The following is a 24611-nucleotide window of genomic DNA, read 5'->3' on the forward strand; positions in this document are numbered from 1 at the left end:
TAATACCAATATTATATCTATAATTAATTTAAAATTATTGATTAATGATCAAAAGTGAAAATATATCGAATTTTTAAATAATTTTTCATATATTCATTGATGTTTTCTTAGATATTATTTCATTATCTTTTGGTTAATGACCCTATAATTGCTCCAATACCCGCTACCTCTGCGTTGCCCTCAGTCGACTCTACCAGGTAAGGTGAAAGTGCATGAGCTAAACCAGCAATTGTCATAGTTTGCAGCCAGACCCGGCCTGGACCCGTTAAGCGAGCCATGAAGAAACCATCCCCGCCAAACAACTTGTTGCGGATGCCCGGAATCATGGTGATATCAAACTCGACGCTTTCCTCGAACATCCCGACATGCCCGGGATGTACATCGATCTGCTCACCCGGAGCCAGATCATGGGGGATGACTTCTCCACCCAACATCGACCAGAACTTACCCTGACCAGAAACACGTTGAAGGCGGAAACCGTCTCCTCCAAATATTCCAGCCCCCAGACGACGCTGAAAAGCCAGTTCGAGACGAACATTGCCGATACCGGCCATAAAACCATGTCGATGTACGAGATAAGCACCATTACTTAGGTCGTGTTCGGTAATATGCCCGGGTATTTTCGCGGCAAATGCCACCAGACCAGGACCTCCCTCAGCAGAGAACTGCGTCATGAAAAGCCCCCCACCCGCTACGACGCGCGAAATGACCCCGAATAATCCACTTTGTCCCGCGCCTGACATTGTGGTCTGAAGGGTTACGTTAGGACTTTTCCAAGAAAGCTCACCCGTCTCCGCAACAAGGCGCTCGCCCGGCTGAAGCATAACCCGCAGCACGGGCATATTTGTACCATCAATCGAACTTTGCATGGCGACGACCTTATTCCCAGATAGCAATAAAACACTGCCATCGAAAACCGTCGAAATGCAACAAAAGGGACAGCCCATAAGGCTATCCCTTTTGTGAATTTAGTTCTTAGCGCGGACGGGATGCCCCCCCTGAACGACCACCGCCGCCACGGCGCTGTCCACCACCATGGGAAGCCCCCCCACGGGAGCCCCCGGAAGGCGCGCCGCCCGGGCGACCACCGCCACCACGGCGCTGACCACCGCCACCTCCTCGACCACCACCCAACACTGGAGGACGCTGCGTGGAAGCCTGCGCCGTGTCAGAATGATAGGGATGATCGGTCACAACCGGGATCGGCTTACCAATCTTCTTTTCGATATCCTTGAGCCACGCCCGCTGTTCCGCATCACAAAGCGATACAGCCCAACCTTCACGTCCCGCACGAGCTGTACGACCGATACGGTGCACATACGATTCCGGAACATTCGGCAGATCATAATTGAAAACGTGCGTCACATCGTCAACGTCAATACCGCGCGCAGCGATATCCGTTGCAACAAGAACCTTAACATTCCCATTACGAAAACCACTCATGGCACGCTCGCGTGCGCCCTGAGACTTGTTGCCATGAATGGCTTCAGCTGTAATGCCCTTCTTGTTCAGAAATTCGGCAACCTTGTTTGCTTCATGCTTCATCAGCGTGAACACAACTGCACGCACAACCTTCGGGTTGTCCACCAGCATCAGGGTCGCGTCTTTTTTGTTCTCTGCATCAATGAACATGACAGCCTGACGGATACGATCAACCGTACTGGATTCAGGAGTTACCTGAACCGTGGCTGGGTTTTTCAGCAGCGAGTGAGCCAATTCGTTGATGGACTGTGGCATTGTTGCTGAGAACAGGAGCGTTTGACGCTTTTCTGGTAGCAGCGCCATAATGCGACGAATATCACGCACGAAGCCCATGTCGAGCATCCGGTCGGCTTCGTCGAGAACCAGTATTTCGAGCGTGGAAAGATCGATATATCCCTGCCCGATGAGGTCGAGCAGACGCCCCGGTGCTGCAACAAGAACATCAACGCCACGGCGCATTGCCTCGACCTGACGTCCCTGCCCCACACCACCAAAAATTACGGCATGCGTGAGTTTCATATGCCGTGCATATGCCGCAAAACTATCGTCGATCTGCGATGCAAGCTCACGCGTTGGCGCAAGAACCAGCACTCGCACACCTTTGGGGGCAGCCGGACGACGGTTCTTCAGAAGATAATCGAGAATAGGAAGCGCGAAAGCTGCCGTTTTTCCCGTACCCGTCTGCGCAAGACCAAGAAGATCACGGCCATTGAGAAGATGAGGAATAGAGCCAGCCTGAATAGGTGTTGGCGTTACGTAACCCTCTTCTGCGAGAGCCTTCTGGATGGGCTCAGCAAGGCTAAGCTCTGCGAAACTGGTCATGACCTCTCCTAAAGAACGGCAGCGCCCGCTTTGCGCGGCCCGAGGAACACGCTCATTGCGCTTCGGATCGCCTTCTTCGTCGTGCCTGATGGGCGAGTACTCATTTGAGTATCTCGCGCTAGCTGGGTGATACCGCCAGAGGTCGGGTGTGCCGACGTAGTACGGGGACGGATTCGTGGCTGTGTCGTCTTGCATCTGACTGAACAGATGCCAAAGGAACGAAAAAGCACCAAAAATCCTTCAGCGCTCCACTGGAAGTAGGAACGCCTTGGTCCTAATAGTAAGTAGCTTCATCACACTCCACAAGAGTGCGGTGAAAGATAATTTTAAAAAAGTTCTTTATATTACTATATATTTCTTAATCAGGAGAAGAAATCCCTTTTAACTACTTCATCGAGCGGCAAGAAGCCGCCACGCGGCGATGGCGCAGAGAGCTGCTTTCCTAAAGCTACGAACATGACCAACTCATGATCCGCAGGAAGATTAATGATCTCTTTTACGCGCTCAAAGTCGAAACCATCCATCGGGCACGTATGCAAACCGTGCGCGTGTGCGGTCATCATCAACGCATAAGCGGCCAGTCCACAAGAGCGAAATCCCTCATCGCGCTGTACCTGCTCATGACCGGCATAATATTGCTGGATCATATGAACATACTGATCCTGCACGGCTGTGGGTGCATCGCGCCAGTAACGCGCAGGGTCTTTCTCCCATGCCTTAATATCGGCGCACATTACGATGAGCGCGGAGCAGTCATCAATCTGCGGCTGATCCCATGCAGCCTCCCTTATTAGACGACGCTGCTCCCGATCCTGCACAACCAGAAAACGCACATTTTGAATATTGAACGCCGTAGGCGCATGACGGGCAGCCTCCAAAATAGCTGAAAGCTCTGCCTCCGGAATAATGTGAGATGGATCGAATTTCTTGGTGGCACGACGTGAGGTAATCGCACTTATGATTTCATTCATGGGCCTGTCTCTCCGTATTATATAGTCAGCTTGCTGCCGTGAGCCAGAAAGGGCACGCAAAATCAGAACATACACCACACCGGGAAGTGTTCGTGGCCACACAGATGTAGGAACATCAACGGATAGAAGCACTACCCTTGTGCAGCATGAACATGGCTTGTTCACCAAAAATATTTGCAAGTCTTATAGAGCGCCTCCACGGCGCCTTGGCACCGCCCTCATCAATGGCGAGCCAGCGCTCAATTACATACCCCTCCTCCTCACACAACGCCAGAAAGTCTCGAATCGTGCATGGATGAATGTTAGGCGTAATATACCAAGGCGTATTCCAGACTGCGGTCATGGGCATACGGCCACTCGTTAGAAGTTGAAGCCTTAACTTCCAGTACCCAAAATTGGGAAATGAGACGATAACATGGCGTCCGATACGCAACATCTGTCGTAACACCTCCCGTGGACGCTCCACCGCCTGCAATGTTCTTTGAAGAACAACATAATCGAAAGTATCGTCTGGATAATACGCAAGGTCATGGTCCGCATCACCATGCATAACAGGGAGCCCATGTGCCACAGACTGTGTCACGTCCTGCATGTTGATCTCGATCCCTCGAGCATCACACGCACGAGTGCGAAAGAGATGCTCGATCAAGGCACCGTCACCACTTCCAACGTCCAGCACCCTGGAGCGGGGTTCAATCATCTCCGCAATGAGTCTCTGATCAACGCGCATCAGATTTGTCCCGCCTTCAGACCCGCATGCTCGGCCGCCCCGTTCAGAAAGCCTGTGATCGTACGGTCAAAATCCGGCTCATCCAGCAAGAAGGCGTCATGACCACGATCACTGTCAATTTCAACAAATGAGACGTTCGCTCCCGCACGATTTAATGCACGCACCAGAAGGCGCGACTGCGACGTTGGGAAGAGCCAGTCAGAGCTAAAGGAAACAACGCAGAACCGGGTTTCAGAGCTCCGGAAAGGGCTGGCCAGATCTCCATCATGCTCAGCGGCGAGATCAAAATAATCCATTGCGCGCGTAATGGTCAGGTACGAATTTGCATCAAATCGTCTGACAAATGTCGATCCCTGATGTCGAAGATAGCTTTCAACCTCAAACATTTCCCCGAAAAGCGAAGGGCTGGATGCGGCTGGCTGCGCTGTCGCGCCATCGCGCCTTACGCGACGTCCGAATTTTCGGCTGAGAGCTTCCTCAGAGAGATACGTGATATGAGCCATCATTCGTGCCACCGCCAGACCACGCGCGGGTATGGCGTCAAAATCCCGATAATGACCATCATGCCACTGCGGGTCTGCAAAAATGGCCTGACGGCTGACTTCATTAAACGCAATATTCTGCGCAGAGTGAAAAGGTGATGTGGCAATTGGCATAGCTGCGAAAACACGTTCGGGAAAATCTGCGGCCCAGGTCGTTACCTGCATGCCTCCCATCGAGCCACCGATGACAGCAAAGAGTCGTCCTACTCCCAGATGATCAATCAGCTTTGCCTGAGCTGCGACAATGTCGTGCATCGTGATGGGCGGAAATTCCGTAGCCCAGGGCTTTCCTGTCTCCGCACAGATCGATCGCGGACCAGTAGAGCCCATACACCCGCCGAGAACATTGGAGCATATAACAAAAAAACGATCTGTATCGATCGGTAGTCCGGGGCCCACCATTCGGCTCCACCAGCCCGGCTTTCCGGTAAAAGGATGGGGTTCAGCAACATATTGATCACCGGTCAGGGCGTGACATATCAGTATGGCATTGTCTCTGGCTTGCGAGAGCTTGCCATATGTCCGGTAAGCAATTTCCAGCGGCGCAATATGAACACCGCACTCCAGAGCCATACCCTCTTCCAGATGGACGGCCTGATGACAATACCCTTCTCCAGGGACATTCGATGATGTGCTGCAGTCCATCAGTTCCTCGCGGGATCTCCGTCGTATGACGACACGCCATCTGTCGGGCACGCCGATATGGCATTCCCATCCCTACACTGCAAATATGCCATTTCCATTAACGATTAATTAACGTATCCATTGATCCTCACAAAGGCTCAAAAAAAGCAAACACATGCCTGACACAATTCTCCTGCCCGTTTCTCATGACTGCACCGGAACCCAGAACACTGTTCCTGCTGATGGAAACAACGCTGTGAGGCATGGAGTTCCGCCGATACATTTACTAGGGCACTCCGGCACATTTGAACCGGCATATTACCTGCAAAATCACCCGGACCTGATGCATCTCGGTACGGGTATACTCGAACATTATCATCAACATGGATGGAAAGAAGGACGTAAACCCAATCCTTTCTTTGATCCCCACTGGTATCTGGAACATAATAGAGAAGTCGTCGGTGATCCTCTATTGCATTATGTACTCCACGGAGAAAGTGAAGGACGTCGCCCAATAGCGTGGTTTGACCCCGTCTGGTATCGGAAAAACTACCCAGTACCCGATGGCATGCTCGCCCTGACGCACTTTCTACGTAACCGACATTCCAGCGCTTTCCGGCCAATCCCGGAATTTGATCCTGCATTTTATCTCAACGCTTACCCTGATGTAGCAGCATCGGGGTTAGACCCACTTGAGCATTACATGATTCAGGGCTTTCGCGAGATCAGAAAGCCATTCGAAGGATTTGATCCTGTTTATTACAGGAAACGATATCTGCGCCACTCACATGACGCTAACCCACTCCTTCATTACCTTGAAAACAAACATCGAGCGGGCATTCACCCAGCACAACCTGCAAATGAACTGTCCCCCTTCAGAGAATCACAACGAAGGACAGCCCCTAATCCCCTATTCGAGGAACAGCGGGCAATACCCCCGAATGCCCTCCTGCGGGCACGGATTTGGGCGTATTATCTGCCACAGTTCCATGCAACAGAAGAGAATAATGCTTGGTGGGGCACTGGCTTTACAGAGTGGACGAACATTTCTCGCGGAATGCCAAGATTTGCGGATCACTATCAGCCACGCATCCCACGTGATTTAGGTCATTACACCCTTGATAATCCTGACATTCTCAAGCGTCAGGCAAAAATGGCAAAAAAAGCAGGGATAGAAGGCTTTATATTTTATTTTTACTGGTTCAACGGTCGCAGACTTCTAGATGGTCCATTAAAGTTATTATTGGCCAACCCTGAAATAGAACTACCATTCTGCCTAATGTGGGCAAATGAAAACTGGAGCCGGAGATGGGACGGATCAGACGATGATGTCCTTATCACTCAAGACTACCACGAAGACGACGACATAAGCCTAATAGATTGCTTTGTTCAGTATCTTCAAGACCCGAGATATATACATATCGCGGGTAGACCAGTGCTTATGGTTTATAGACCAGGCAGTATACCCAACAGTCAGGCAGCATTCCTGCGGTGGCGGGAAATTTTCAAAGAACGCCACAACCTGAACCCTATTTTCGTTATGGGGCAAGCGTTTGGTGACGAAGATCCAACACAATTCGGCTTGGACGGAGCAATTGAATTTCCTCCGCATAAAGTTGTTTCCGGCTGTCGATTATTGAATCAGGATATGCATATTTTTGATCATGATTTCGAAGCTCATATTTATGATTATTCTGAAGTGGTCAATAAAAGCTTAAGCTACCCTAAAACTAGTTATCCACTTATACGCACAGCGGCCCCCTCATGGGATAACGACGCCCGCAGACAAGGCAAAGGCCTCGTTCTGCATGGATCTACACCCACACTATATGAGCGTTGGCTCCATGGATTAATAGATCAAGCCAGCGAAAATCCTTTTTTCGGCGAAACTATAGTTTGCGTTAATGCATGGAACGAATGGGCTGAAGGTGCCTATCTGGAGCCAGATGTGCACTTTGGCAGCGCTTACCTAAACGCGACAGCACGAGCCAATATGAAGTTTGAGGGAGCGAGACAAAAAACTCGCCTGCTACTCATAGGTCATGATGCATTCCCGGCCGGCGCCCAAAAACTTCTTCTCGAACTGGGGCGCAGCATCCAACGAAACCACGATGCGGAAATACGATTTATTCTTCTAGATGGTGGAGAATTATTTTCGCAATATCAAGAAGTGGCTCCAAGCGAAATTTTGACCGCTAACTCACCTGAAGCTGAAGAACGTCTCCAGGCACTCAAAAAAGAAGGCTTTTTCTCGGCGTTAGTAAACAGTGCAGCATCATCACCAATAACAACTCAATTATATGAATTAAACATTCAATATTTTATCTCGATCCATGAACTGGAAGGCATTATAAAAGATCGAAACTTATTTACCAGCTTAAAAGAAGCATGTGAGAATGCTAGAAAAATTATTGTTCCACATGATGAAATTTCTAAACGTCTAAAAATCAAACAAAAAGAAAAAATAATAGTTTGCCCTCAAGGTCTCTATAATCCAAAAATATTAGATATAAAATTAAGAAATAGAGTTAGGAAAAATTTATCTATAAATAATGATGAAATTTTGATTGTCAGCGCAGGATATGGCGACAAGAGAAAAGGTTTCGATATTTTTTTAGAATGTTGGGAGCATTTAAATGAACAAAATGTACATATGGTCTGGGTTGGAAAAATAGATTCTCAATTAAAATATTCCCTGAATCAAAAAATTAATAAAGCACTCGATAGCGGAAAATTTCATCTCGTCGGCCAAGTAGAAAACATTTATCCTTTTCTATGTGCTGGCGACGTATTCCTATTAACCTCCCGCGAAGACCCCTATCCATCTGTAATACTGGAAGCACTAGCAAGCGGTTTGACATGCTGTGTATTTGAAAATACTGGAGGAATTCCGCACCTCCTAAAAACAATGAACGCGCATAAAAAACATAACCATAAAATTATAGAATTTGGCAAAAGCACCGATATCATAAAAAGTGCTATCAAATGTGGAAAAGAATCAATTAACTATAAATTTTCAAAAAGACAGTTAAATTCGGTCTATTTTTCATTCGATTCATATGTAAATACCATTTACAAAATATCAAAAGAATTGATTCCAAAAATATCGGTTGCTGTAATTTCATATAATTACTCGGATTATATAAGAGAAAGGTTAATATCTATTTTTTCTCAAACTTTTCCAATTTCTGAAATAATATTCGTTGATGATTCTTCCAGCGATAATAGTGTTGAAATTGCAATTAATATCGCGCGTTTGTGGAATAAAAAAATAAAAATATTTAGGAATAATAAAAATTCAGGATCTGTGTTCCATCAATGGGAAATTGCAGTAAACTCCGCACAAGGCGATCTAATTTGGCTTGCTGAAGCAGATGATCTTGCAGATAGCGATTTTTTAGAAAAAATGGCAAATAAAATGCTAAGAAATCATAACATCGTTATGTCTTTTTCAGACAGCAAAACTATTGACCATAATGGCAACACCATAGAAAAATCATATCGACCATACTATAAAACCGTATCAAAAAACTCTCTCGAAATCGATAAATATTTTAATGGAATCAATTTCATAAAAGAATTTCTATCAGAAAATAATTTAATATTGAACGTGAGTAGTGCATTATTTTTACGCAACAATCTTTCTATTGCCATAGAAAAATCAAAATCGGACTTGAAATTTTTACAGCTTGCTGGAGATTGGAGAATCTACCTAGAAATCCTTCGACAAAAAAATGCAAAAATTTATTATGACAGCTCTAATTTAAACTCTCATCGTAGGCACGCTAAATCTGTGACTCATTCTATAGAAAAAAATATCCACATTCGAGAAATACAAATCCTAAAAGACATAGCAAAATCAATAAATATATATTGATGAGATATTTTAAAATTTGACACCCTATCATGCCATATATTACATTAATTGCAATGACATGACTACCAGAATGTTAGTTATTTTAAGGTTATCATTGGTCCTGCTAAATTTGTCGAAGAAGACGTTTACGATACATCAACGAGCCGCCATCACGCAGAGGAACTGCTCACTATCACGAGCGTGACATCGGTTTCCTCGGAATTCACGCCACATATCTTTGACGTGGGGACACTACAGGCGCTCTGCACAACGGATATCCGTGCCAATCCAGTAAAAAATTAAATATCCCTTCCTATCTATGATTTTTAGGCGGCGAAGAACCGTCGATTGATGCGACTTGTTCCTAATTTCTGTGTCTTGATGGACTGATTAATGGTTGCCGTGGTGGCATTCGTTCTACGTTTTGAGTAGATCTGGGAAGATCACCCGCTGGATAGCTACGCGCCTGCGTTCAACCTTTCGAAGAAGGGAAGCGGCGTATATTATAGGCGATATTGGCTAGCCCGATCCTCATAATGGTCTGGGGGATACAGACAATTCAGATGAAGCGCCCTTTATTTCCTAAAGACGTGTTCAACCTCGACACGGAATCGGATGGTGGCTTTCCGGGCGTTGGAATGCTGGATCTATCGTAGCACAGGTTTGGGATGAGGTTTTTACGAGGGCTTGATGAGGCATTTCCGTTTTTCGACGAACGACAAGCACGCCCTACGTTATCAGGACGCTGGCATTTTCGAGAAGTTTTTAGTTTAGAGTATTTATGGTTGCAGGGACACACAACCAAAGAAAACTGCTATTAGAAAGCGCTTTGATTAAACAGTTCTAAAACTTCTTTAAAAACATTTATTATTTAAATATATTGAGTAAAGGAACCACTCTGAGACAATTCACAGCTGAATTTTCGTTATCGTTTATTTTTGAAAGAAATCTGTGGAATTGCTACAAATTTTTAGATTTTCCCTCGGATTATCTATTCCTAAATTGTACTGTAAAGACTCGGACAGATCCTAAATACATACCCCTGCATGAACCAGTCGCAAGGGGCGCAGCCCCCCCCCCACCACCCAGTAAGACGGTTCATGCGGGCCCGTTACATCCCACAGCGCCATATCCGCCTGCATCCCCTGACGCAGCACACCCACCTGCTGCCCCAGCCCCAGAGCCCGTGCGCCCACAGACGTCACCGCCCGGAAACTCTCCTCGGGCGTCAGACGAAACAGCGTGCATCCCATGTTCATGACCGCTGTCAGGCCCAGAACAGGTGACGTCCCCGGATTGCAGTCTGTCGCCAGACCGATACCCACACCATGCTCACGCAGCAATGCGACAAGCGGAAGCTGCTTTTCTTCGTGAAGAACCGGCAGAACTTCTTCGTCCAGAAACGTCACATACGCGTCCGCACGCCCCTGATATTCGGGCGGTACCGCATGCGCGCCTAGAAACGTCTTGTGCACACGGACCGGCAGATGCTCAACGATGGCCCGCACCACCCGCAACTGTTTGAGTTCGTCCGCAAGGGTCAGTCCGTAGCCTGACTTCACTTCCAGAGTCGTGGTGCCTTCACGGATCACCGTACGCACCCGCTTGAGGGACACCTCCAGAAGCTCCTGCTCCGATACCGCGCGCGTCGCCGCAACCGTCGAGAGAATACCGCCGCCCTTACGCGCAATCTCCTCATAGGACGCACCATTCAGCCTTTCCGCGAACTCACGACTGCGATCGCCCGCAAACACAGCATGCGTATGCGCGTCGATCAGCCCCGGCGTCAGCCAGCCGCCACGCCCGTCCTCAATCTGGATGGCCAGATTTTCCGGCACATCCGGCAGATCGCCCCGTCGCGCACGCCTACGGCACCATTGCTGATACAGCCATCCCCATTCCCGGCCGTGACAAGAGCCTCATCACCCGTCGCAAGATGGACATTGAGCCAAAGGACGTCCCACATGGTTCTTCTCCGAATTGTTCCGGTTGTGGTGATGTATGTATATACATATCAGTCAATCCTATCATGATCTTGGCCGGATCACGGAACCTGCTTTCCCCTCGTGCAACCTGGAATTTCGTGATGACCGAAGTGTTTGCAAAACAGGCTCTCCTGCCACAGGGGTGGCGCCGCAACGTCCAGATCACCATCGCCGCTGACGGGACGTTCGCCTCCCTCACCCCCGAGAGTAAACCCGGCCCGGATATGCAGCTTCTGGAAATGGTCGTGCCTCCGCAGATCAGCCTGCATTCCCACGCCTTCCAGCGCGCCAGGGCTGGCGGAGCGGAGACAGAACCCGAACGACACCTTCTGGACATGGCGCACGCGCATGTACCAGCTTGCAACACCGCATCTCCCCGAAGCAGATGCAGGACGTGGCCGGTCTCTGCCCGATCACGGAAGCCAATCTGGGAGACGGCATTTTCCCGTTCGAAGCCTATGTCGCGCAATCAGGTCGCTTCGGCATAGGGAGCGACAGCAACGTCCTGCTCAGTTCGTGGGAAGAACTCCGCCTTTTGGAATATGGCCTGCGCCTGCAAAGCCAGAAACGCTGTGTGGCCCTCCTCCCGGACCACAAGGGGCCAATCGGCGCGTGGCTGTATCGCCAGAGCCTTGCCGGGGGCGCGCAGGCCAGCGGCCTGCCCCTCAGCGGCCTGCAACCCGGCGCCCGCGCCGATCTGTGCGTCCTCGACAAGCAGGCCCTGTCCCGATCCTGATCACAATCCCCCATGCGGGCGACCATCTGGCGCCGGGCATGGAAGAGCGTATAACCCCGCGCGGCAGAAAACTGCCCGATACCGACTGGTACATGGAGCATCTCTATGCCTTCGCGCTGTCAAAAGGGATCGACATCCTGCGCGCGAATTTCTCCCGCTATGTCGTGGACCTGAACCGAGGCCGGAATGACGCCGCCCTCTATGCCGGACGGCCCAGCACGGGTCTGGCGCCACTGCTGGGCTTTGACGGACAGCCTATCTATCAGGACGGTCAGGAGCCGGATGCCGACGAAATTGCCGCACGGACAGACCAGTACTGACAGCCCTATCACGACGCCGTATAGGCCGAACTGACGCGCCTCCGGGAACAGTCCTGTGGGATGCCCATTCCATCTGCTCGGAAATCCCCAGACTGTTCGAAGGGCGCCTGCCGGACCTGAACTTCGGCACCAACAGCGGGGCCTCCTGCGCACCCTCACTGGCCGAAGCGCTTCTCGCCCGCGCAGAAACCCTCACCGCCTACACCCATGTCCGCGATGGCCGATTCAAAGGCGGCTACACAACGCCCCATTACGGCCAGCCAGCGGACAACATCCACGCCACCCAGCTCGAAATCGCCCAGTCCACCTATCTCGCCTCAGAGCAGGCCCCCTGGCCCATCGACCTTCAGGCCGCCGCCAGCCTCTCGGCCGCCATCGAACCCCTGTTGGCAACAGCCTCAGACTGGCGCCCCGAAAGCTCCTGAACATCAGCCGGGGGCAACGCAATACAAAAGGCCGTCCCCGGCCGATTCCAGCCGCCCGACACTCCCTTCCGGCAGCACCAGATACGCCCCGGCCACGCAGGTCCGGGGCTGCCCCGACGCTCCCTCAAACACCCAGCACCCCCGTGCGACAACCATCGCGCGCGCCGCAGACACTTCAAAACCCGAAGCATCCCCGCCCCGAACCGCCTCCATCCGCCACGGGCGGTCCGCAGGATGCATCAGGTTCACCACCTGAACCGGCCCGCCCACAAGAATGGCCTCCACATCCAGATCGCCGGAAAACGTCAGAATTTCCCCGGCCCGGACGACTTCCCGCTCCGTCCCGTCCGAAAGACGAAGCCGCACGCCCCGCCCCGTCAGCAGCGCAATCTGCCTCGAAATCCCCGGAAACCGCGAGAAAGCACCATCCTGCGTAATCTCCGCAACGCTCAGACGCCACTCTTCGCCAGAAACAATGACCCGCGTCAGGCCACCACCGTTTTTCCACGCCTGCGCGACAAGGTTTTCAACCGGCTGCGGCCCACGGGACAACGGGAAAAGATTGTCATTTTCCGGATCCGGCTTCATATGGTCATACGCCTGCTTAGGGGTGTGTCTCATATGTAAGTACAACAACCCAGCAGGATCAGAAATGCTCTCCCGCCCACAGAGGGCAGACCAGTCCTCAAGAGAAGAAAAGGCAGCGGGCGCCGTGTCGCAGATCCTGGACAAGACGAAGACCATCGCACGTTACGAGCAGGTGAAAGCCTTCATCATCGAGCGGATCGACTGCGGGGAATGGAAAGTCGGCCACCGCCTCCCCTCCGAACATGAATTCGTCGAACAGCTCGGCATTTCCCGCATGACGATCCACCGGGCACTGCGGGAACTGACGGCCGAAGGGATCGTGCGCCGCGCACAGGGGGTCGGAACTTTCGTGGCCCAGCCCGCCAAACGCGTCGAACTGCTGGAAATCCGCGATATCATCGACGACATCGTCGCCAGCGGCCACCAGCACCGTGCCGAAGTCATCGCCGTGGAGACGGTGCGGGCCGACAGCGATCTGGCCACGGCGTTCGAACAGCGCCCCGGCACGCGTCTGTTCCGCTCCCTAATCGTCCATTACGAAGACGATGTGCCCCTTCAGCTTGAAGAGCGCTACGTCTCTCCGCATTTCGCCCCGGATTATCTGGAACAGGATTTCACCCGCATCAATCCTCACCGCCATCTTTACGGCATCGCCGGGCCGGAAGAAATCGAACATGTGGTCTTTGCCGTCACGCCCCCGCAGGAGATCTGCACCCTTCTGCAACTCGACGAACCGGAAGCCTGCCTGCAACTGATGCGCCGCACATGGGTCGACGGACGCGTCGTCATGAAGGGCATCTTCACCTATTCCGGCAACCGCTACAGCTTCGGCGGGCGCTATCGCCCCTGAAGACAACGTCCGGCGGATTGACGCCCCCGACACGCCGCCTCTAAAGTTCTCTCTTGTATAGACAACCAAGAGAGCCGCCGTGACCGAACTCCTGCTCGATCAGCCTTTCTCTCCGCAGGACATCTGCGACATCGCCCGGAACAGAAAAACGGTCCGGCTGTCGCAGGCGGCGCGGAAACGGCTTGAAGACGCCAACAGGCGCCTGCGCGTTCTGGTCGAAAGCGAGGGCGCCGCTTACGGACTCAATACGGGCGTCGGCGGCCTGTCGGACACGCGGATCACGCCCGAAAAACAGTCCACACTCTCCCGCAAGATCCTCTTCAGCCATGCCACGGGCCTTGGCGCCCCCCTCAGTACCGAAGCAACCCGCGCCATCATAGCCTGCGCTGTCAACCAGTACTGTCTGGGTTATTCCGGCCTGCGCGCGGAGATCGTCGACCGCCTCGTCGCCCTCCTCAACCACGATTGCCTGCCAATCGTGCCGAGTGACGGATCGGTCGGATATCTCACACACATGGCCCATATTTCCCTGACCCTGATCGGTCACGGAACGCTCCGGACCAATGGCACGGAACACCCCGCCGCCAAGGTACTGGAACGGCTCGGCTTTCCACCGCTCGTTCTTGAAGCCAAGGAAGGGTTGTGTCTGGTCAACGGCCTCTCCTGCGCATCCGGAATTGCCAGCCTCGTCACGGAAGAAGCCGCCACCTGCCTCCACTGGGCAGACAGGATCGCCGCTGCGACCTTTGATGTCCTTGGCGGACAACAGCGCGCCTTCGATCCACGCTTGGCAAACCTCCGCATCCCGCCCGGCCATCGCGCCGTCTCACAGGCCCTCAACCAGAATCTGGCAGGCTCGACTAGGATCGCAGACGCCCGAGGCCAGCGCACACAGGACGCCCTGAGCCTGCGCGCCATCCCCCATATTCATGGATCGGTCCACGACGCCCTGACCGGCATCCGCCACACCGTCACACAGGAATTGCAAAGCCTGTCCGACAACCCCGCCATCATTGAGGACGAAACAGGCATCGGCGCTTTCTCCGAAGCCCATGCCGTCGGTGCCAGCATTGCCCGCGTCATGGACGAAGCCGCCATCGCGCTAGCCTCTCTGGGCGCTGTCTCCGAACGCCGTCTGGACCGCATGGTCAACCCCCTGCTCAGCCCGCTCCCGGCGTTCCTGTCGAGCGATTCCGGTACGGGAAGCGGCTTCATGATCGCGCAATACACGGCAGCCTCGCTTGTCAGCGCCAACCGCCGCAATGCCCTCCCCGCCAGTCTGGATGGCGGCATTACCTCAGGTCTTCAGGAAGACATTCTCGTCCACGCCACACCAGCGGCTCTCAAGGCACGGGACGTTGTCGCCAATACGCGATCCATTCTCGCGATCGAACTCCTGGCCCTCTGTCAGGCTGTGGACCTCGCCGGCCTCACCGGAGAAATTTCCCCCCGCACGCTGGAGCTTTACAACAGCGTGCGGGCCATCCTTCCCCTTTACGAGGAAGACCACCCGCTGGCGGACGATATCACCCGACTTGAAGTCCTGATGCAGGCCGACCCTCCGTGCCGGACGCCCGGATCTCCCTGAGGAGAACAGGCAGCCCGAACGGAAGGCTGACCACACAGGCCACACACCCGGCAATGCCAAGCATCGTGAAAGAGGCATGATCAACAATCAGCCCCCCAAGCGGTGCCCCCAGGGCATATCCCATACGGTCCATGCCGCCGCAGAACGTCCCGACCCTGCCTGTATGATCCAGCGCAGCCGCACTTCCCAGCAGCCACGCATAAGACAGCATGGAACAGTTCCAGTAGATGATGACGCCCGCCGTATAGCTCCAGGAATCCCACGCGCAACACGCCAGCAACCCGCCCACGCCCGTTCCCACCAGCGTCAACGGCAGAATGATCTCCCGCCGCAGCCGTTGCGCCAGCGCGCCGACAATGAAGCTGACCAGAACGCTGGAAACGATACCCACCGTCGAGAGAAAAACGATATAATCGGCTGACAGATGAATGGCCCGCCCGACCCGTTCGGCAAAGGACCACGCCATGCTCGATCCCAGAGACGACCCCACCCAGATAAACAGCAGCGCCACCCCGCCACGCGTCAGACGCATCTTTTCCGTACTCTGCCGGACCGACAATGGCGGCGCATGACGCAGCGTCGCCATGAACGGCGCAATTACCGCAACAATGACCGCGATCCCGACGAAAACCCCCAGTTCGCCAAAACTGCGCGTGGCGTAAGGGATGGCGTCGATCACCGCCACCAGAACGATCAGCCCCCCGCCATTGGAAATGGCATACATTCGGTCAGGGTTTTCACTTGCCGACGCCGCACAGACATAGGACCGCCCCAGCAGCGCCTCGCCCAGACCGAACAGAAGCGCACAGCCCCACGTCCATGCCGAAGAAGACAGGCCCGTCGCCGTCAGCAGGGACGACAGAACCGCCAGTCCCGCACCCAGAAACGCCGTCATGACTACCGAAACGCCCCCCGTTAGACGGGACAGCACCACCATGAAAACCGCAAAGGACATGATTTCGAAAAAGCCGAACATCCCCGCCCGACTGGCCGACTGATGCAGCCCCGACATCAGCGCATCAATCTGAAAGGGCATGACGGACGAGCCCAGATACGCACAGCCGGAGCAGATGCTGAGCCCCAGCGCCAGAAGCAGAAGCTGCCGCCCCGGAAGATAACGGACAGCCTGTATTCCTGTCATGATGATCGCAGTTATCCTGTCAGAAGCAAAAAAAGGCGCATCCCCAAAAAGATGCGCCTCCGAAATATTATTTTCTGGTCGTAATCATGGGCAGGTTCAAGCCCTTTTCATACGCACAGGACACGGCAATATCATAACCCGCATCGGCATGACGCATCACACCCGTCGCCGGATCGTTCCACAACACACGCTCCAGACGGGCGGCAGCATCGTCCGTACCATCTGCCACGATCACCATGCCCGAATGCTGCGAAAAGCCCATTCCAACACCCCCACCATGATGCAGCGACACCCACGTCGCGCCCGACGCGGTATTGAGCAACGCGTTCAGCAGAGGCCAGTCGGAAACGGCATCGGACCCATCGCGCATGGCCTCCGTTTCACGATTGGGACTGGCCACCGACCCACTGTCCAGATGATCCCGCCCGATCACGATCGGCGCCTTCAGCTCGCCCTTGGCCACCATCTCGTTAAACGCCAGACCCAGTCGGTGACGGTCTCCGAGACCCACCCAGCAGATGCGGGACGGCAGCCCCTGAAACTGGATTTTCTCTCGTGCCATATCGAGCCAGTTGTGCAGATGCTTGTCGTCCGGTAGCAGTTCCTTGACCTTCGCATCCGTCTTGTAAATGTCCTCCGGATCGCCCGACAGGGCCGCCCAGCGGAACGGACCGATCCCCCGGCAGAACAGCGGACGGATATAGGCCGGCACAAATCCCGGAAACGCAAAGGCGTCTTCCAGCCCTTCTTCCAGCGCCATCTGGCGAATGTTGTTGCCGTAATCGAAGGTCGGCACCCCCATCCGATGGAACGCTACCATTGCCTCGACCTGAAGCCGCATAGACTCCCGCGCCGCTTTTTCAACCGCTGCCGGGTCCGTAATCCGCAGCTTCTCAGCCTTCTCCAGCGACCATCCAGCCGGGAGATATCCATTCAGCGGATCATGCGCGGATGTCTGGTCCGTCACACCATCCGGGCGGATGCCACGCCGCACCAGCTCCGGAAAGATTTCAGCCGCATTGCCCAGAAGCCCCACGGAAACCGCCTCACCCTTGGCGCAGGCCTCATGAATGATCTGCAACGCCTCATCCAGATCCTGTACCTGTCGGTCCAGATAGCCCGTCTCCAGACGCTTCTGAATGCGCGACGGCTCACATTCCACCGCCAGCATGGACGCTCCGGCCATCACGGCGGCCAGAGGCTGCGCACCGCTCATGCCCCCCAGACCACCGGTTAGGATCCAGCGCCCCTTGAGGTCGCCACCGTAATACTGGCGCCCCATCTCAACGAACGTCTCATACGTCCCCTGAACGATCCCCTGGCTTCCGATATAGATCCAGGACCCGGCCGTCATCTGGCCGTACATCATCAGCCCCGCCCGATCGAGCTCGTTGAATTTCTCCCAGGTCGCCCAGTGCGGCACGAGATTTGAATTCGCAATCAGCACACGCGGCGCGTTGGCATGCGTCCGGAACACACCAACCGGCTTGCCAGACTGAACGATCAGCGTCTCCTCATCCCCCAGTTCTCGCAGGGCTTTCACAATCCGGTCATAGCAGTCCCAGTTCCGCGCTGCCCTTCCGATGCCGCCATAAACCACAAGCTCCGACGGCTTCTCCGCGACTTCCGGATCGAGATTGTTCATCAGCATCCGCATGGCCGCTTCGGTCTGCCACGTCTTTGCACTGATCTCGGCACCATGATCGGCACGGATCACACGATCATTCGACAGACGGGACGACACGGAAGGAGAATTGACCATGAGTAAGGTCTCCATTTTCAGAAAAACAGAAAGAGGTTTGGAAAAGTTTAGAACCCCGCAGCCACGGTTATCGCCGTCGTAAATCGCGGCGCGATGTAATATCCGGGAGAGCTTCCATCAATGGATGTCCCGTAAATGCCACGGGTGGTCTGAGCATTCAGCTGCGGCGACGCAATACCGGACAGGACTTTCTCATCCGTCAGGTTGATGAACGCGACCCGGATTTCCGGATGTTTGACAAAACCCACACTCGGCAGACGATACCCCAGAGACAGGTTGAACGTCTTGTAAGAGGGCATTTTTTCATCGTTCATGAAGGTCGAATACTGGGACCCGGTGTATTTGAACGAGAACGTTCCGAAGAAATTCTTGTAATCATAGACAAGACCGAAAGATCCCTGAAACGACGGACTGCGAACCGCCGTTTTCCCTGCCGTCGGCAGATAATCGTTTCCGACCTGAATATTGTTGTCGATCGTCGCATGAAGATATTCGACAGACACATAGGGCGAAAAGCCATGAAACGGCATCAACCCCGCCTCGAAATCCACACCGCGTGACGTCTGTCCGCCGCCATTGATCGTCGAATAGACCGGAACATTATTGACGTAACGCAGGCTGGACACCTGCCGGTTCGTAAAGTTGTAGTTGAACAGCGCCAGACTGGCATGAATGATCCGGTCCTGATAGCGATATCCCAGCTCTTCGGAAATCGAATATTCAGGCTTGATCCCCGGATTGCCCTGCGTTGAAATCGCCCCACCCGAATAGGAATTGTACAGGGTGTCATCAATCGGCATCAACGTATTGGTGCTGGCATTGATGAAGACCTGATTGTGGGAATCAATCTTGTACGTCGCCGAAAGACGCGGCAGCGGCTGAAAGTTATTCGCTCCGACATGATACTGCGTGCCCGGCAGACCATTGGTCCCGGCCTTGCTCATCATCAGCGTCTTGATGCCGCCCACAATCTTCAGACGATCATTGAGAAGCGAAATCTCGTCCTGCAAATAGAGCGCATTCGTCTGCGTGACGGTATGCTCCTTCTCCGCCAGATACGGCTGACCATTGCTCATGCTCACGTTCCGCAGGCTCCAGGCCGAAGCTGGATTGCCTGAAGCATCGACCGACGAGAACGGCATCGACAGATCATCAACGCTATACTGATACCAGTATCCCAGCGTCACTTTCTGCACCCCAAACTGGCGGGACAGGGACGCGTTGAACCCGCCCACGGACTGCACGCCCACGTAATCGCTTCTCACACTCCCGCCCGATGCCTGGGCATCCGGAATGGTCACGGAAACAGGTTCCGTTCCGTAATAATTGCCGTCAGACGACAGCGTGGAAGACGCCGGAGAATTCTGCATCGCATACAGGAAATAGGGCGTCACATTGAGCTTTACCTTCCCCGGAAGCGTAAAGTCGGAAGGCAGACTCATCATGATCTGCTCCCATTTCCAGCGGTTCTGCCGCCAGTAATCCGAGCTTCCGGGCGTAAATGTCCCGTTCCATGCATAACTCCGCCCCGAAGTCTGCCAGTCGGCAAGCGTCGGGTTCGGATTGTACATGTAGTTCATGTCAACATACGACCCAACCAGCTTCATCCGGTCGCCGTTTGCAAATTCCTTCTTGAAGCCGAAGTCGATATGCCGACGCATCTGACGCCCCGGCCCGAGGGAATTTTTGGCCGTTCCGTTGGAAAACGACACATAAGCCGAGAGACCCGTATTCCCGATGTCTCCGGTATCGAAACGTCCGAAGAACCGCTGAAGGTTCAGCGTGCCGTAACTGTAATCGACCAGTCCGCCCATCTTGTGAGACGGATCGCGCATCAGCGTCGTAACCTGGCCGCCCGACGCATTGACCACAGGTGCCGTGATGGACGAAGAGCCCTGCGTCAGACTGACGGAATCAATATCTTCGCCATCCGCCCAGTATGTCGGGTAGCCGTTATAGGTCTCGATATCGTTGACCGGCATACCTTCCCAGACCTGCCCGATCTCGTTGCCGCCCAACCCACGCACGCTCAGCATCGAATTGGCTGCAAAACCGTAAGGGTCACTCTGGGAAAGATTAGCGCCCGGAGCAAGAGAAACAGCCTGATAGGCCGTCGTCGTCGACGCCTGCTTATTGATATATTCCGAAGTCACGGTACTGCGCATGTCGCCGCCCGTCTGAACGGCCATCAGCCCCCCGCCCGCAATATGCCGGACCTTGCCATATGCCCCGTCTGTCCCCGCAGCATGCACGGAAATAACCTCCGGCCCTCGCGCACTGACTGGATGAGGCTTCCGCTTCATTAACGCTCCAGCGGTATGAGCCTGCAACAGCGAACGCACATGTGTCGCCGGTGCTGCTCCAGCCAGAGAGGTCGACGCCAGAAACGTCATGGTGGAAAGGGCTACACAAGCACGGCGGCGTTTTGCAATTGGCATGGTACCTGCTCGAAATCATTTCGTATCGAAGTCACAATGTCACGCCTAGTTGCATATGCAACTTATCTTTTTCACCAACATGATAAAAATATGTCTAATTTTTCAAAAGAATCCTAAAATTATTTCCATTATAACAATAACTTAATAAATATCTTTCCATCTTCGAAAAATTTTCTCTGGTCCATCCCATATTCCAACCCGACAAATTTTCCACCTGTCATCAACGATACGTCGTCAGCCTCACCCATCATGGCAATCGCTGAAGAAAATCCTTTATGTCATTGAATAAATTTATATTTTTTTACAGAAAATTTCAGGGTGAACGACCTTTCAAAGGATTCGCAAAGACCTTCCCTTCCTTTCTTGTAAAATTGTATAGGCAAATCCTTCTTGCGATAAGCTCCTCTTCTTGGGCATGCTCGTCACATCTGTCCCTTCCCGAGAGCGCGCATGTCTTGGACTACGACTGAAACCGGCGACCCCATCCAGCCTTTCGTACAGAAAGCCAGCACCAGTTCCGGCGCCCTGTCCTTTGACATGATGGGAGGACGCAGAATCCTGCTGTTTTTCTTCTCCTCATCAACTGACCCCGAGGTCAAAAGCGTCCTCCAGAACCTCTCCCAATATCCGGAGGTCTTGAATCGCAAGGACTGCCTATTTCTAGGCGTCACCCTCGACAGGGTCGACACGACCATTCTCAAAAACCGGCCCGATCTCAAATCGGTCTGTTTCCTTTACGATATCGACCTCATCTGCCACCGGGCGTTCGGAATTGCTGAAAACGCGCCACCGGGTTGGATAGAACTCGACCCGATGATGCATGTCGTCCACACGCAACTCCACCGCCCCGATCTGGAAGAAACGCTTTTCACGGCGTTACTCCAGAAAGCCACAGCCCCACAGCGCGGGATTCCTGCCCCGGTCCTCATGCTGGACCACGTTCTGGAACCGGCCTTCTGTCAGAACCTGATCCGCTATCACGACACCCATGATCCCCAGCCCTCTCCCATTCTGACCTCCAATGCCGCAGGACATCCGGTCCGCACCGTCGCCCCGGGTTTCAAACGCAGGCGGGACACGCCCCTGCGCGACCGGGGCATCGTCACGGAGCTGCAAAACCGTATCATCCGCCGTGTCGTCCCCGAGATTTTCCGCGCTTTCCGCTTCACGGCCACCCAGATGGACAGAATGCTCATCAGTTCCTACGACGCCACGGATAAAGGCTTTTTCGACGCCCATCGCGACAATACCGTCCCCAGTTCCGCCCACCGCCAGTTCGCCGTCTCCCTCACCCTCAATGACAACTACACCGGCGGGGAACTGATTTTCCCCGAATTCGGCCCACAGACCTTCCGCCCCCATGCTGGCGGAGCCGTCATATTTTCCTGCGCGCTCCTGCATGCAGTCCAACCCGTCACATCCGGCCGGAGATACGCCTGCCTACCCTTCGTCTACTAACCGGAGCGTTATTACTCACCCAGCCTGACCAGAACGGGCATCATCATCGCAAAAAGCTCCGCCTGCGAGGAGATGGCACAGCGCGTATGGATCTGTTTGCGAAACACCTTCACCGTCTGCACGCTCACTCCCATGAGCCTTGCAATCGAACGTGAAGAATGCCCGCGCAAAATCAGCAAAGCCGTCTGTGACTGCCGCGCCGTCAGGACAATACCATACGTTTTTTCACACTGCTCGCGAAACTCCGTCATGGTATCCTGCCCATGTGCGGTAGGCGCAGCTTCAAGCCCTGACCAGTGTCTCCCCGCCAGCGCCGCTACAACAGGCTGAATGGCCAGAGCCTTTTCCCACTCCGTCGCAACAAATGTCTCTCCCGAACTCGTATCGCGCCCGAGACAGATATGAATGGAAACATTCGCCGATATCCGGACCAGATAGGTCATCTCGTCCAGAATATGCGTATCCCTGTAATATTTTAGGTAATAGTCCGACGCAGCGAAATGATCGGGAACAACATCCTCAAGACGATACAGCCCCGAAGGCGCCCCGGCCCTGTCCACAACAAAAAACGGATCGAGCAGATAAATCCCCGTGCAATACGCACTGTCAAAGCGGGCATGGACATTTTTTTCTTTTGAGTGCGTCAACAGGCACTTCGGTCGACCATCCCTCCCATAGGAAAGGATCGTCAGATTATCGATCGGGACACAACTCTCGAGCCACGCCACAAGATACTGCTCGAACGCAGGAGTCATCAACGCTGAAATCACCGCCCCAAGCTGCTGTTCCTGCTGACAAAACACCCGGCTATACCCCTTCAGGGCAATATACGTCCCATCCACACAGACCCTACCATCACACATCAGAAGCTGCACCCCGCACAGCCCTATGGATGGAGGACCTGAACATGCCGCCTGTACTGCCCCACACCACCGAAGACATTCTCGCGGCAGATACCCATCTCGTCCAATCCTGGGCCGACCTCGACGGCCTGAAAAAACCCCATGCCCGCACTGCAATAGTTGCGGCAAAAGGCGCCATGGTCCGCGACAGCAACGGTCAGGAACTGATCGACGGTATTGGCGGTTTGTGGTGCGTCAATGTGGGTCACGGACGCCCCGAAATCATTGACGCCATTTCCAGCCAGCTCTCAACGTTGGATTTCTATTCCACCTTCTACACCTTCACCCACCCCACAGCCGCCGCACTGGCCAAAAAACTGGCGGAGTTGGCCCCCGGCAAGCTGAACCGGGTCCATTTTTCCACCTCGGGATCGGACGCCAATGACGGCGCCGTCCGCATCCTGCATCATTATTACGAGCGTCTGGGCAAACCCGAAAAGAAACTCGTCCTGAGCCGCCACGGCGCCTATCACGGCTCGACCTATCTCTCCATCGCCATGACCACTCCCGCCTATTCCAAAGGCTGGTCAAAGGCCGAAGGGATCGTCCATCACCTGAAAAAACCGCATTACTGGCGCGAAGGCGACGGGATGACGGAAGCAGACTTCACGGATCTGCTCATCGCCGACCTGCGCCATGAAATCGAACGCCTCGGCCCCCAGAACATCGCCTGTTTCATTGGCGAACCCATCATGGGGGCTGGAGGCGTCATTGTTCCGCCCAAAGAATACCACCGACGCGTTCAGGACGTCTGTCGGGAATACGATATCAAGTTTGTAGCCGATGAAGTCGTCACGGCGTTCGGACGTCTCGGACATTTCTTCGCGTCCGAAGCGGTTTTCGACACCCAGCCGGACATGATCACCATCGCAAAAGGCGTCACCTCCGGCTATCAGCCCCTCGCCGCCACGATCATGACCGACGAAATCTACGACGTGGTGTCTGGCCCGGACGGCGTCTTCACCCACGGCATGACCTATGCCGGGCATCCGGCTGCCGCCGCTGCCGGTCTGGCGAATATCGCCCTGATGGAAGCCGAGCAGATTCCGGAACGCGTGCGTGTTACCGGCAAAATATTTGAAAATACGCTGCGCACACTACAGGACATCGAGATCGTCGGCGAAGTCCGAGGCAGCCACTTCATGATGGGTATCGAATTCGTCAAGGACAGACACAGCAAAGCCCTATTCGACGCAAAGCTCAATATCGGGATGCTGGTTGCACGCAAAGCTCAGGAAAAAGGCCTTGTCGCCCGCCCGCTTGGGCATATCCTGATCCTGTCCCCTCCGCTGATCCTATCGGAAGAGCAGATTGCAAGAATTGGAGATATCCTCCGCGAAAGCATCACGGAGGTCATGCACGAACTTCCAAAAAACTTCCGCTAAACGTTC

General features: G+C 53.8%; 20 protein-coding genes and 1 pseudogene. 9 read left to right on the forward strand and 12 right to left on the reverse strand.

The features are described 5' to 3' along the window. Positions 1-122 precede the first annotated feature (122 nt). From GWA01_RS06955 to metX, 5 genes are all read right to left on the reverse strand, one after another. Positions 123-869, reverse strand: a complete 747-nt coding sequence (locus tag GWA01_RS06955) for an AIM24 family protein (RefSeq protein ID WP_228118394.1) — start codon at positions 867-869, stop codon at positions 123-125. 106 nt (positions 870-975) lie between these two features. Then, a complete protein-coding gene (locus tag GWA01_RS06960; RefSeq protein WP_146795259.1) occupies positions 976-2304 on the reverse strand; it encodes a DEAD/DEAH box helicase in 1329 nt (442 codons plus the stop codon). A gap of 362 nt (positions 2305-2666) precedes the next feature. Further along, complete coding sequence (locus GWA01_RS06965) at positions 2667-3275, reverse strand: nitroreductase family protein (RefSeq protein ID WP_146795260.1); 609 nt, start codon at positions 3273-3275, stop codon at positions 2667-2669. A gap of 115 nt (positions 3276-3390) precedes the next feature. Continuing rightward, positions 3391-4005 (reverse strand): methionine biosynthesis protein MetW, encoded by a 615-nt coding sequence (gene metW, locus GWA01_RS06970; protein WP_146795262.1) that lies wholly within the window; start codon positions 4003-4005, stop codon positions 3391-3393. Then, a complete protein-coding gene (metX, locus tag GWA01_RS06975; RefSeq protein ID WP_146795264.1) occupies positions 4005-5192 on the reverse strand; it encodes a homoserine O-acetyltransferase MetX in 1188 nt (395 codons plus the stop codon). The genes metW and metX overlap by 1 nt, the downstream gene beginning before the upstream one ends. A gap of 154 nt (positions 5193-5346) precedes the next feature. On the opposite strand from metX, the gene GWA01_RS06980 reads away from it, so the two are divergent. Then, positions 5347-9048, forward strand: coding sequence for a glycoside hydrolase family 99-like domain-containing protein (locus GWA01_RS06980; RefSeq protein WP_146795266.1), 3702 nt, complete (start codon positions 5347-5349; stop codon positions 9046-9048). Positions 9049-10055: 1007 nt separating this feature from the next. Here the strand turns inward: GWA01_RS06980 and GWA01_RS06985 are convergent. Both GWA01_RS06985 and GWA01_RS13405 read right to left on the reverse strand, forming a co-directional pair. Beyond that, positions 10056-10865, reverse strand: a complete 810-nt coding sequence (locus tag GWA01_RS06985; protein ID WP_229315971.1) for an amidohydrolase family protein — start codon at positions 10863-10865, stop codon at positions 10056-10058. Then, the gene (locus GWA01_RS13405; protein WP_228118395.1) at positions 10814-10993 is read right to left on the reverse strand and encodes a hypothetical protein; all 180 of its coding nucleotides are present in this window, start codon (positions 10991-10993) and stop codon (positions 10814-10816) included. The genes GWA01_RS06985 and GWA01_RS13405 overlap by 52 nt, the downstream gene beginning before the upstream one ends. A 120-nt stretch (positions 10994-11113) precedes the next feature. Here GWA01_RS13405 and GWA01_RS13370 point away from each other — a divergent pair. From GWA01_RS13370 to GWA01_RS13320, 4 genes and pseudogenes are all read left to right on the forward strand, one after another. Then, positions 11114-11179: pseudogene (locus tag GWA01_RS13370) on the forward strand (hypothetical protein); the annotation flags it as partial. Between the two features lie 191 nt (positions 11180-11370). Further along, positions 11371-11748, forward strand: a complete 378-nt coding sequence (locus GWA01_RS13260) for an amidohydrolase family protein (RefSeq protein ID WP_228118396.1) — start codon at positions 11371-11373, stop codon at positions 11746-11748. Between the two features lie 38 nt (positions 11749-11786). Next, on the forward strand, positions 11787-12068 hold the full coding sequence (locus tag GWA01_RS13315; RefSeq protein ID WP_264818595.1) for an N-formylglutamate amidohydrolase: 282 nt from the start codon (positions 11787-11789) through the stop codon (positions 12066-12068). 83 nt (positions 12069-12151) lie between these two features. Beyond that, positions 12152-12493, forward strand: coding sequence for an N-formylglutamate amidohydrolase (locus tag GWA01_RS13320; protein ID WP_264818598.1), 342 nt, complete (start codon positions 12152-12154; stop codon positions 12491-12493). A 3-nt stretch (positions 12494-12496) separates the two neighbouring features. Here GWA01_RS13320 and GWA01_RS07005 read toward each other — a convergent pair whose 3' ends face one another. Beyond that, positions 12497-13081 (reverse strand): HutD/Ves family protein, encoded by a 585-nt coding sequence (locus tag GWA01_RS07005; RefSeq protein ID WP_186819478.1) that lies wholly within the window; start codon positions 13079-13081, stop codon positions 12497-12499. Positions 13082-13205: 124 nt separating this feature from the next. On the opposite strand from GWA01_RS07005, the gene hutC reads away from it, so the two are divergent. Both hutC and GWA01_RS07015 read left to right on the forward strand, forming a co-directional pair. Then, positions 13206-13931: a histidine utilization repressor gene (gene hutC, locus GWA01_RS07010; protein WP_186819479.1), complete on the forward strand. Its 726-nt coding sequence runs from the start codon at positions 13206-13208 to the stop codon at positions 13929-13931. Positions 13932-14010: 79 nt separating this feature from the next. Beyond that, entirely contained in the window at positions 14011-15519 is a 1509-nt protein-coding gene (locus GWA01_RS07015; RefSeq protein WP_146795274.1) for an HAL/PAL/TAL family ammonia-lyase, read from the forward strand. Here GWA01_RS07015 and GWA01_RS07020 read toward each other — a convergent pair. The 3 genes from GWA01_RS07020 to GWA01_RS07030 form a co-directional block, all read right to left on the reverse strand. Next, the gene (locus tag GWA01_RS07020) at positions 15458-16660 is read right to left on the reverse strand and encodes an MFS transporter (protein ID WP_146795276.1); all 1203 of its coding nucleotides are present in this window, start codon (positions 16658-16660) and stop codon (positions 15458-15460) included. The genes GWA01_RS07015 and GWA01_RS07020 overlap by 62 nt on opposite strands. Before the next feature lie 67 nt (positions 16661-16727). Further along, complete coding sequence (gene hutU / locus GWA01_RS07025; RefSeq protein ID WP_146795632.1) at positions 16728-18404, reverse strand: urocanate hydratase; 1677 nt, start codon at positions 18402-18404, stop codon at positions 16728-16730. 65 nt (positions 18405-18469) lie between these two features. Beyond that, positions 18470-20860, reverse strand: coding sequence for a TonB-dependent receptor (locus tag GWA01_RS07030; RefSeq protein WP_146795278.1), 2391 nt, complete (start codon positions 20858-20860; stop codon positions 18470-18472). A 450-nt stretch (positions 20861-21310) separates the two neighbouring features. Here GWA01_RS07030 and GWA01_RS07035 point away from each other — a divergent pair, with 450 nt between their 5' ends. Continuing rightward, positions 21311-22318: a 2OG-Fe(II) oxygenase gene (locus tag GWA01_RS07035; RefSeq protein WP_146795280.1), complete on the forward strand. Its 1008-nt coding sequence runs from the start codon at positions 21311-21313 to the stop codon at positions 22316-22318. An 11-nt stretch (positions 22319-22329) separates the two neighbouring features. On the opposite strand, the gene GWA01_RS07040 is transcribed toward GWA01_RS07035, so the two are convergent. Next, complete coding sequence (locus GWA01_RS07040; protein WP_146795282.1) at positions 22330-23181, reverse strand: helix-turn-helix transcriptional regulator; 852 nt, start codon at positions 23179-23181, stop codon at positions 22330-22332. Positions 23182-23225: 44 nt separating this feature from the next. Between GWA01_RS07040 and GWA01_RS07045 the strand changes: the two genes are divergently transcribed. Beyond that, entirely contained in the window at positions 23226-24605 is a 1380-nt protein-coding gene (locus GWA01_RS07045) for an aminotransferase class III-fold pyridoxal phosphate-dependent enzyme (protein WP_146795284.1), read from the forward strand. Positions 24606-24611 lie beyond the last annotated feature (6 nt).

Source organism: Gluconobacter wancherniae NBRC 103581, assembly GCF_007988885.1.
Taxonomy (GTDB): domain Bacteria; phylum Pseudomonadota; class Alphaproteobacteria; order Acetobacterales; family Acetobacteraceae; genus Gluconobacter; species Gluconobacter wancherniae.